The sequence below is a fragment of the Allobosea sp. P1_B10 genome, from assembly GCF_056406735.1.
The window spans coordinates 88470-97317 of the sequence record NZ_JBFTZP010000015.1 but is presented as its reverse complement, the minus strand read 5'-3'; the positions used below and the strand labels follow the sequence as shown (position 1 = coordinate 97317).

Annotated in this window: 11 protein-coding genes; 2 read left to right on the top strand and 9 right to left on the bottom strand. The window is 66.4% G+C overall.

The features are described from left to right. Positions 1 to 187 (top strand): integrase core domain-containing protein (locus AC1D2L_RS22760; RefSeq protein WP_476847684.1); only part of this gene is annotated, 187 nt, incomplete at its 5' end. Positions 188 to 303: 116 nt separating this feature from the next. On the opposite strand, the gene AC1D2L_RS22755 is transcribed toward AC1D2L_RS22760, so the two are convergent. The 8 genes from AC1D2L_RS22755 to AC1D2L_RS22720 all read right to left on the bottom strand — a co-directional run bounded on the left by AC1D2L_RS22755 (position 304) and on the right by AC1D2L_RS22720 (position 7101). Continuing rightward, on the bottom strand, positions 304 to 789 hold the full coding sequence (locus AC1D2L_RS22755; RefSeq protein WP_476848182.1) for a P-loop NTPase family protein: 486 nt from the start codon (positions 787 to 789) through the stop codon (positions 304 to 306). Further along, positions 738 to 1010, bottom strand: a complete 273-nt coding sequence (locus AC1D2L_RS22750; protein WP_476848181.1) for an Arm DNA-binding domain-containing protein — start codon at positions 1008 to 1010, stop codon at positions 738 to 740. The genes AC1D2L_RS22755 and AC1D2L_RS22750 overlap by 52 nt, the downstream gene beginning before the upstream one ends. Positions 1011 to 1357: 347 nt before the next feature. After that, positions 1358 to 2437 (bottom strand): AraC family transcriptional regulator, encoded by a 1080-nt coding sequence (locus tag AC1D2L_RS22745; RefSeq protein WP_476848180.1) that lies wholly within the window; start codon positions 2435 to 2437, stop codon positions 1358 to 1360. Positions 2438 to 2581: 144 nt separating this feature from the next. Then, on the bottom strand, positions 2582 to 3538 hold the full coding sequence (locus AC1D2L_RS22740; RefSeq protein WP_476848179.1) for a LysR substrate-binding domain-containing protein: 957 nt from the start codon (positions 3536 to 3538) through the stop codon (positions 2582 to 2584). An 85-nt stretch (positions 3539 to 3623) separates the two neighbouring features. After that, on the bottom strand, positions 3624 to 4763 hold the full coding sequence (locus tag AC1D2L_RS22735) for a CaiB/BaiF CoA transferase family protein (protein WP_476848178.1): 1140 nt from the start codon (positions 4761 to 4763) through the stop codon (positions 3624 to 3626). Further along, entirely contained in the window at positions 4763 to 5926 is a 1164-nt protein-coding gene (locus tag AC1D2L_RS22730; protein ID WP_476848177.1) for an acyl-CoA dehydrogenase family protein, read from the bottom strand. The genes AC1D2L_RS22735 and AC1D2L_RS22730 overlap by 1 nt, the downstream gene beginning before the upstream one ends. A 51-nt stretch (positions 5927 to 5977) precedes the next feature. After that, positions 5978 to 6571 (bottom strand): thiamine pyrophosphate-dependent enzyme, encoded by a 594-nt coding sequence (locus AC1D2L_RS22725; protein ID WP_476848176.1) that lies wholly within the window; start codon positions 6569 to 6571, stop codon positions 5978 to 5980. Continuing rightward, positions 6559 to 7101 carry a thiamine pyrophosphate-binding protein gene (locus AC1D2L_RS22720; RefSeq protein ID WP_476848175.1) on the bottom strand — a complete coding sequence of 181 codons (543 nt, stop codon included), beginning with the start codon at positions 7099 to 7101 and terminating at the stop codon, positions 6559 to 6561. Before AC1D2L_RS22720 ends, AC1D2L_RS22725 begins: the two co-directional genes overlap by 13 nt. A 224-nt stretch (positions 7102 to 7325) precedes the next feature. Here AC1D2L_RS22720 and AC1D2L_RS22715 point away from each other — a divergent pair, with 224 nt between their 5' ends. Continuing rightward, positions 7326 to 7652 (top strand): hypothetical protein, encoded by a 327-nt coding sequence (locus AC1D2L_RS22715; RefSeq protein WP_476848174.1) that lies wholly within the window; start codon positions 7326 to 7328, stop codon positions 7650 to 7652. 348 nt (positions 7653 to 8000) lie between these two features. Here AC1D2L_RS22715 and AC1D2L_RS22710 read toward each other — a convergent pair whose 3' ends face one another. After that, the gene (locus AC1D2L_RS22710) at positions 8001 to 8717 is read right to left on the bottom strand and encodes an AprI/Inh family metalloprotease inhibitor (RefSeq protein WP_476848173.1); all 717 of its coding nucleotides are present in this window, start codon (positions 8715 to 8717) and stop codon (positions 8001 to 8003) included. Positions 8718 to 8848 lie beyond the last annotated feature (131 nt).

Below are 8848 nucleotides of genomic sequence, written 5' to 3'. Positions count from 1 at the left end.
CATCTGGAAATCCGTCAAATACGAGGAGGTCTACCTGCGAGCCTACGCCAGCGTGTCCGACGCGCGCGCCTCGATCGGCCGGTATCTCGCCTTCTACAACGGCAGGAGACCTCATCAGAGCCTGGCACGGCAGACGCCCGATCAGGTCTACTTCAACCCGCTGCAGCCAATCCCGGTTGCAGCATAACAAGGGCCGAAATCCACCTAACCACAGCCCGCAAACTGTTCAGACAAACCGAGCCAGCTCTGTGACGAGGGATGTTGCCCGGAACCAGGCAATATCCCCTTTACTGTTCAGGCGGCTTATGCGGCGCGCCTGTTAGAGTTTGCTGGGTCCTGCTTCTCCCCGAGCGTCTGATAGCTACCGAGTTGCGGATCAAAGCGACGGCTAGCGCCCATGAACCAGAGCTTCACCATGCCAGGCGAGCCGCAGATCGGCTGCCGGCGGATCTTGCGCGAGATGACATAGGTGCAGCGCTCCTCGTAATCGCGATAGACGACAATCCCCGCGTCGGCCTTGTTGCGCCAGTGCGCCGATCCGGCGATGTCGTAAAGCCCTGGCATCGGCTCCTTGCCACCGGTCGGGTTCGCAATCTTGGTCGGGTGCGCGACCATGAACACCGTTACCTCGTGCATCTTGGCGAAACGCTTGCACTTGCTGATGAGCTGCGAGACGAACTCGGTCTCGGTCTGGTGAGGCGACCGGCCGGCTTCGAGCTCGTTGTACGGGTCGATGATCAGGGCATTGATGCCGTAGCGGAGGACAGCCGCCCGAGCCCGCTCCAGCACCCAATCGACGCTTGGGGTAATCGAGCGTCAGCCAGAGATACGGTAGAGACGCCGCCTAGGCCCATCTCCTTCAGCTTACCGTCCCACTTGAACATGTAGAGCCAGCGCCTGGCGCCGGTCTTGTCCACGATAAGATAGAGGCCGTCGCCGTCGTTATGGCGGCCGGGCTTCGTCAGCGTCACTACGCTTCGGGCCGAAAGTCGCTTGACCTCACGGGCCATCCGTCCACCCCAACTTCTACCCCAACCGGAGAAGCGGATTGTAACGGACTGATGCGAACGGAAACAACCCGGCCTTCACCGTTTGTCCTCTGGATGTTCCTGTTCTGTGGACCGTTCTGAACGGCTCCGGGCAGAGATTGGGTGGACCTCAGCTCCACCAGGTTTCTGGTGGAATTAGAAGCGTAGCAAGTTCATACGCTTAAGGGATGTGGCAGGTGGGTTTTATCCTCACTCGCGGACCCCGCTCGAAGGTCGCTTTCCCGTGATTCGATTACTGTCCGACAGGTAGCGTCAAGGCGCGCCTTGCGATGCGTTGCCTCAGCGTGACCGCGCGGATTTCGCTCGGTTCAAGTCTGCTCCTCCGGCCGGGGCGCACGCGCTGCTTCCAGCCAGGCCTCGATCATGGCGCCGTCCTTGCGCCTGCTCTGCCTGAGCCAGCTCATATAGAGCTTCGCGCCCTCGGGGGCGACGGCAAGGCTGCGAACCGAGCTCGGGCTGGTCTGGTATCGCTTCTGGAAGGCCCGGCTGAAATGCGCCTCGCTGCGGAAGCCGTGGCTGTGAGCGATGACGGAGATCTTGTCCCTGCCGGCCGACTGGACGATGCTCCGCAGGCTCGCGCGCAGCCGCTCGCCGAGCATCCAGCGCTGCACGCCACCATGGGCCTCGAACAGGCGAAACAGCTTCGAGCGCGAGATTGTGAGGGCTCGCGCCAGTTCCTCGGGACCGAAGCCGGGATCGGCCAGCCTGCGTCGTGCCAACCGGCTGGCGTGGTCGAGAAGCGACGCGTTATCGCCCCTCATCGTCAGCCCAGGTGCAGCCAAGCTGGCCTCGGCGAAGCGCAGGATGCCGTCGACGAGCGATTGAGCCTGGTTCAGGCCAAGCCCGTCGACATGGTCGACGAGAGAACGGATCTGGGCCCCGATCACCGCGCCTGCGCTGCTGCCTCCCGTCAGCGTCAGGCCATGGGCATTGGTCTGGAGACCAGCCGGCGCGTTGGCCCTGTCGAAGGTGATGGTGATCGCCTCGCAGCCCGAGGTCGCGCTCTCATAGGGCAGGGAATAGTCGATGACCGCGAGATCGCCGGTCTCGTGGTCGCGGACCAGGCCGTCGTAATTGGTCTCGATGCGGCCTCCCGTCACCAGGCACAGCGCCATCTGGGAGATCGGCCGGCTGTCGATGACCCGCTGCGGTCGCGACAGCTTCATTGCCGGGCCGCGGTTTGCGTGGACGAATGCGTGCGGCAGCTGCCAGGTCCTGCCGTGGAAATCGAAGCTCGCCGGGTCGGCGTCGGCGGGAATCGAGCCGTCGACCAGAGCGTGGATCGCCTTCTTCCAGGCGGCGAGGCAGACCCTGCCGGGAGGGTAGGGCCAGACGCTGCAATGGGGCGCGGCGGTCTGAACTCGGGCGTCGGCTTCGGCGTCGCGCATTCGCAGTCCGGTTCCGGATCGTCCGGCCCCGCATGGCGCCGGAAAACGCAGCAGGAAGAGACCCGACCGTCCCGGAAACGTCAACGCTTTCCAAGCGATATCGTCGCTATGGTAAATCGAACCTTGGCGCCGAGGGCAGTGCGCTCAGGCGTCAGGCGAGGCGACGGGCTCCTGCCCGGTCAGCATGCGCCCGACCCAGACCTTGTCGGCGACGAGGCGGCCTGCGATCTCGATGAAGGCCTCCCCGACGAAGCGTGCGGCCGGGCTCAACGGCCGATCCGCCGGATAGACCAGGACGAGCCGGCGCGTCGGCGTCGGGTCCCGCAGCGTCGCGACCTGGAGTTCGCCGGACGCCACCAGCGCGTAGATCGGAGCGAGCGGCAGGACCGTCGCGCCAAAACCGTTGCGTACGAGATCGATCATGGCGCCGAAGGCATCGGCCTCGACGCTTGCGCGCAGGGTGATGCCGGCCTTGGCCGCGCAGTCCTCGACGATCGTCCGCAGGCCATGCCGGGGGCTCGGCAGCACGAGCCGGGTCTCAGCGAGATCGCGGAAGCTCATCGAGGCTGGCAGCGACCGGGGCGTCTTCGCCGCGGTCACGAAGAGCAGTTCCTCCACCATCACCGGCACGATCCTGAGCGATTTCAGAGGCTTCGGGTCGTAGGACACCGCGAGATCAAGCTCGCCGCGCTGCAGCCAGTCCAGAAGATGCCCGCTGAAGGCCGATGTCACGCGAATCGCCAACTGCGGCTGGGCCTCGGTGACCATGCGCACCAACGGAACAGTCGCGATCTCGGCTACCGTCGGCGTCGTGCCGAGGGTGACCATGCCGCGCAGCGCGCGCGTGTCTGACCCGGCGAGCGCCCGGATGGCCTCCATCTCGGACAGGATGCGGGCCGCATGCTCCAGGATGTCGCGGCCGATGTCGGTGATGACCATGCCGCGGCCATGGCGCTCGAACAGCAGCACGCCGAGCTCGCGCTCGAGCAGGCGGATCTGCCGGCTCAGCGCAGGCTGAGCGATATGCAGGCGTTCGGCCGCCCGGCTGACGCTGCCGAGTTCCGCGACGTGAATCAATGTCTTGAGCTGCGCGATGTCCATGGTTCACACTACGCGCTTGGCGCGCCCAGAGACAGGCGCCGCGGGCGTGTCCGGCACCTTGCCCACCGAGATGGTCCAAGGAGCCTCAGGGGCGGGCAGGCCCGGCTGCATCGTCGCTGAGCGGGGCGTGTTCGCCGATGGCCGGGACGGGGCCGTAGCTGCGGCCTGCGCCCACCGTGATCGCTGCGGGTGCCGGGAGATCGACCGGCCCCGCCGGGGTCTGCGTCGTGATCCGGCGCAGCTGCGGATGGGTCGACAACGCCGCCATGTCATTGACCACGGCGAAGGCTGCATCGGCGGCCAGCAGGAGCGTCTTGGCTTCAGCGAGGTCGAGCGCCGCGAAGGCTGCGGCGACGATCGCGTCCGTCTCCGGCCGGTGGGCGACCCGGTCGACGTTACGGGCGAAGCGGGGATCGGTGATCAGCCCCGGCGCGTGCAGGAGCGCGGTGCAGAACTTCGCCCATTCGCGCTCGCTCTGGATCGAGACCAGGATGTTGCTGCCGTCGCGGGTGGCGAAGACGCCATAGGGCGCGATCGAGGGGTGGGCGAGGCCCAGCCGTTTCGGCGGCTTGCCGCCCTCGTGCTGCAGCAGCGGCACGGTGAGCCAGTCGGCCATGACATCGAACATAGAGACCTGGATTTCGGCGCCCTCGCCAGTGATGCCGCGCGCGATCAGGGCCTCGAGGATGGCCGCATGGGCCGTCGCGCCGGTTGCGATATCGACCAGCGAGACGCCGACGCGGGCCGGAGCCTCGGGGCCGCCGGTGATGGAGGAGAGACCCGACTCGGCCTGGATCAGCAGGTCGTAGGCTTTTCGCTGCGCCAGCGGGCCGGTCTCGCCATAGCCGGAGATCGAGCAGCAGATGAGGCGCGGATGGGTCTTGCGCAGGAGCTCCGGGGCGAAACCGAGGCGGGCGAGCGCGCCCGGCTTGAGGTTCTGGACGAGGACGTCGGCTGTGGCCAGGAGCCCGCGCAGGCTTTGCTTGCCCTCCGCCGAGGCGAGATCGAGCACCAGCGAATCCTTGCCCCGGTTGAGCCAGACGAAATAGCTCGATTGCCCGAGAGCTACATCGTCGTAACCGCGCGCGAAATCGCCTTCGGGCCGCTCGATCTTGATGACGCGCGCGCCGGCATCGGCCAGGCGCGAGGTGCAGAAGGGTGCGGCCACCGCCTGCTCGATCGCGATCACGGTGAGGCCCGCGAGCGGCTGGCGCGCGCTCGCCATCAGAACGACCTCGGCAGGCCAAGCACATGCTCCGCAACGTAGCTGAGGATCAGGTTGGTCGAGATCGGCGCGACCTGGTAGAGCCGAGTCTCGCGAAACTTGCGCTCGACATCGTATTCGCAGGCAAAGCCGAAGCCGCCATGGAACTGGATGCAGGCATTGGCGGCCTCCCACGAGGCTTTTGCGGCCAGGTATTTCGCCATGTTGGCCTGGGTGCCGCAGGGCAGGTTCGCGTCATAGCGCCGGCAGGCCTCGTAGCGCATCAGGTTGGCCGCCTCGACCTCGATAAAGCTCTCGGCGATCGGGAACTGCACGCCCTGGTTCTGGCCGATGGGGCGGCCGAAGACGACGCGCTCCTTGGCATAGGCCGTGACCTTGTCGATGAACCAGTAGCCGTCGCCGATGCATTCCGCCGCGATCAGCGTGCGCTCGGCATTGAGGCCGGTGAGGATGTATTTGAAGCCCTGGCCCTCCTCGCCGATCAGGTTCTCGGCGGGAATCTCGAGATTGTCGAAGAACAGCTCGTTGGTCTCGTGATTGACCATGTTGAGGATCGGCCGGACGCTCATGCCCTTGGCGAGCGCGTCCCGGAGGTCGACGATGAAGATCGACATGCCCTCGGACTTCTTCGTCACCTGGTCGAGCGGCGTGGTGCGCGCCAGCAGGATCATCAGGTCGGAATGCTGGATGCGGCTGATCCAGACCTTCTGGCCGTTGATGACGTAGCGGTCGCCCTTGCGGATGGCGGTCGTCTTGATCTTGGTGGTGTCGGTGCCGGTCGTTGGCTCGGTCACGCCCATGGATTGCAGGCGCAGTTCGCCGGTCGCGATCCGGGGCAGATAGTGCTGGCGCTGCGCCTCCGAACCGTGCCGGATCAGCGTGCCCATATTGTACATCTGGCCGTGACATGCACCCGAGTTGCCGCCGGCCCGGTTGATCTCCTCCATGATCACCGAGGCCTCCGTCAGGCCAAGGCCCGAGCCGCCATAGGCTTCCGGGATCAGCCCCGCCATCCAGCCCGCCCTGGTCAGCGCCTCGACGAAGGCTTCGGGATAGCCGCGCGCCTCGTCGATACCACGGTGATACTCGGCCGGAAATTCGGCGCAGAGCGCGCGGACGGCGTCGCGGATCTCATCAAAGCCTTCGCCGGCGGTGGTTTGCATCGGGATGTCCTTGGCCTGGCGGCGGGTTGGCGGGGCAGCGGCTGCTGCCGGTCAGAGCGGCGCGAGGCCGAGCGCTCCCCGGAAGCGGTTCTTGATGTACACGCCGTCACGCGGCGGCAGCACACGCGGCGGGTTCTCGGGCTTGATCTTCACCGTCACGAAGTTCGTTCCGTCGCGGGCCGATAGCCGGGTCCTCAAATCATCGACGCCGCCCATGTCTGTGATCACCGAGGTCCAGGCGAAACCGCAGGTTGCCGCGACCGCCGCAAGGTCGATACCGCGCCCGGCATGGCTCTCCTGCATGCCGGTCTCGCCGAAATGCCCGTTGTCGAGCACGACGATCGAAAGGTTCGCCGGCTTCTGCAGGGCGATGGTCGCGATCGCGCCGAAACCCATCAGCATCTCGCCGTCGCCCGTGATCACGACCACGGATTTGTCGGGCTGAGCCTTGGCGAGGCCGAGTCCGACCATCGCCGCACTGCCCATGGCCGCCCAGAGGTAATAATTGTTGTCGTGGTCGCCGGCGGCCATCACGTCATAGGAGGCCGAGCCCAGCCCGGTGACGACGAGAAGGTCCTTGCGGCCCTCCAGAAGTGTCGAGACGACCTCGCGACGTTCGAGCGTTCCGCCCTTCACTTGACCCATTTCTTCTCTCCGATCAGGCGCTGGCCCAGCAGCAGGGCGCAGGAGGCATCGCCGTTGAAGGCCATGGAGGCGGCGCCATGCAGCAGCGGCTCGACCTCGTCGGGGGTGTCGGCGCGCCAGGTCATCACGCCCATCAGGTTCAGGGCCTTTTCGGTGGCCTGCCCCATCGGGTTCTGCCAGCCGTTGAACTCGGCCCAGTCGCCGCGCATCGTCACCACCATCAGCAGCGGGAAGCGGGCGCAGGCCGGCAGCGCCAGCGTGTTGATGCAGTTGCCGGCACCGCTGGATTGCATCAGCAGCGCCCCGCGCTCGCCGCCGAGCCAGGCTCCGGCGAGATAGCCGATGCCCTCTTCCTCGGTCGTCAGCACCACGGCCTGGATCTCGTTATCGGCCTCCGCGAGGCGGATGGCGGTCGAATGGCCGGCGTCGGGCACGTAGACGATGTGCTTCACGCCATGGCTCTTCAGCACGCGAAAGACGTCGCCCTGCCAGTCCCTCGGCGTTTCGGCTGCCTTGTCGGCTTCACTCATGTCGATCTCCCGAGGCTCCCATCCGGCCGCTTGTGATGTCCTGCTAAGTCGGGACGCCCAGCGAATCGAATAGCGAATGTGACAATGAGATATGCCTGATTGCTATAGCTCGCCCGCTCGCCCTTGCGCGAAGCCTAAGGCGCGCGCTTGCCGCTCATGGAACAAATCCGGTCCGCGCGATGTTTTGGTCGGGCTGGCACATTGCCCAGCAGGAAAGGGTTACCATGCGCAATCGCATTATCATCGGCCTGTTCGCGGGCGGGCTGGCTGTTGCCGGGTCCCTTGGCCTCTCGGCCGGCGCGCAGGCTGCGAGCCAGGACGTCGATCCCGCGATCGCCGCGGCGCTCGACACGGCCGGCGTCGCGTTCACGCGGCATAACCGCGAGCACCGCATGTGGGAGATCCAGCGCAACATGGAACGCCAGCAGCGCGGACGCGGCGGCTACGGCCCCGGCTACGGTCCCCGCCGAGGCTATGGCGGCCGGCCGGGTTACGGCTATCGCGGCGGCTATCAGGGCACGCCCGGCTGGGCAGGCCGTCCCGGCTACTGAGATCCGCATTCAGCCAACGAGATCAAAGCCCGGGCGGTTTTCCGCCCGGGCTTTTTTGCATTCGTGGCGGGAGTGCTTGACTGGCGGGCTGCCGAGGAGACAAGCGCTGGTCGGGTTCTGAGCCTCCCCGCGAAGAAGAGCGATGCGGCGGCTGCGTTATCACGCGATTCGTGAGTGCTGCGGCAGCGTTTAAAGAACAAAGATTCGATGGAAGAACGCCAAAAGCCCTAAGGGGCGAGCCGCTGGGGCGTGGTCTTGCCGAACCATCGCGTTCGACACCAAATACGGCAAGCTCGGCGTCCTCGATTTCGTCAAGGCAGGCGCCGGGCGCGAAACCGGCGCGCGCGATCAGCGGCTCATCGACAATGCGGCGCCCGATTTCGTAACCGCGCCGCTCATTGCGCCGCCATCGCCTGCGCGCAGGCGAGCCACGACCGTGCCGCCCTGCTGGTAGAGGTAGACCTCGCCGTTGCGGTAGTCCCAGGCGGTGACCTTCTGAAGGTCGCGGTTGGAGCAGCCTGCGGCGTTGGCGCGGTAGAGATCGAGCGCAGGCGAACTCGAGAGCTGCACGCGGCAGGATCCGCCCGTGGCCTCGCGTGCCGTCCAGTTGCCGATCACGCCATCGCGTGACGATACGGCGCCGCGCGACGAGCCCCCGCTGCTGCCGCCGCCGAGCGTCGCGACCTGTCCGTCTCCGCCGCGCAGGGTCGGGATCGTCCCGGGCTGGGACGGAGGCGGGCCTGACGGCGCGGGCGCGCCGGCATTGGGGCTGTAATAGGGATCTTCCGGCGGGGGCAGGGCCCCGCCCGACGGCGGCGTCGACGTGACCGGATAGCCTCCCAGCGGAGGCAGCGGCTCTGACGTCACCTGCCCCGAGCTGATCGGCGGTGCCGGCTGCAGCGTCGGCTGGCTGTAACTCGGCTGCCCATAGGCCGATTGCGAGGGGCCAGGACCGGGACCGAAAGCGTCGAAGCGCTGCGAGCCCGCGCATGCTGTCAGGGCCAGCAAAGGCAGCAGTGCAGCGGCCTTGAGAGCGCCGGCACGGCATGCGGTTTTCGTCATCATGGCGCGTTTCCGTCCGATCATTGTCCAAAATCCATCCGCGACCCTACCGATGCCGGCTGAACGTGGCATGAGCGTTTTCTGATTCCTGGCCCGCTACCGGACCGGTTTAGCGCAGGAAACGGTGATTTGCG

Excerpts from the sequence above, each read along its gene's own strand:
- AC1D2L_RS22710 (WP_476848173.1), bottom strand. The coding sequence starts at position 8,717 with ATGATGACGAAAACCGCATGCCGTGCCGGCGCTCTCAAGGCCGCTGCA.
- AC1D2L_RS22740 (WP_476848179.1), bottom strand. The coding sequence starts at position 3,538 with ATGGACATCGCGCAGCTCAAGACATTGATTCACGTCGCGGAACTCGGC.
- AC1D2L_RS22750 (WP_476848181.1), bottom strand. The coding sequence starts at position 1,010 with ATGGCCCGTGAGGTCAAGCGACTTTCGGCCCGAAGCGTAGTGACGCTG.
- AC1D2L_RS22720 (WP_476848175.1), bottom strand. The coding sequence starts at position 7,101 with ATGAGTGAAGCCGACAAGGCAGCCGAAACGCCGAGGGACTGGCAGGGC.
- AC1D2L_RS22730 (WP_476848177.1), bottom strand. The coding sequence starts at position 5,926 with ATGCAAACCACCGCCGGCGAAGGCTTTGATGAGATCCGCGACGCCGTC.
- AC1D2L_RS22735 (WP_476848178.1), bottom strand. The coding sequence starts at position 4,763 with ATGGCGAGCGCGCGCCAGCCGCTCGCGGGCCTCACCGTGATCGCGATC.
- AC1D2L_RS22725 (WP_476848176.1), bottom strand. The coding sequence starts at position 6,571 with ATGGGTCAAGTGAAGGGCGGAACGCTCGAACGTCGCGAGGTCGTCTCG.
- AC1D2L_RS22745 (WP_476848180.1), bottom strand. The coding sequence starts at position 2,437 with ATGCGCGACGCCGAAGCCGACGCCCGAGTTCAGACCGCCGCGCCCCAT.
- AC1D2L_RS22715 (WP_476848174.1), top strand. The coding sequence starts at position 7,326 with ATGCGCAATCGCATTATCATCGGCCTGTTCGCGGGCGGGCTGGCTGTT.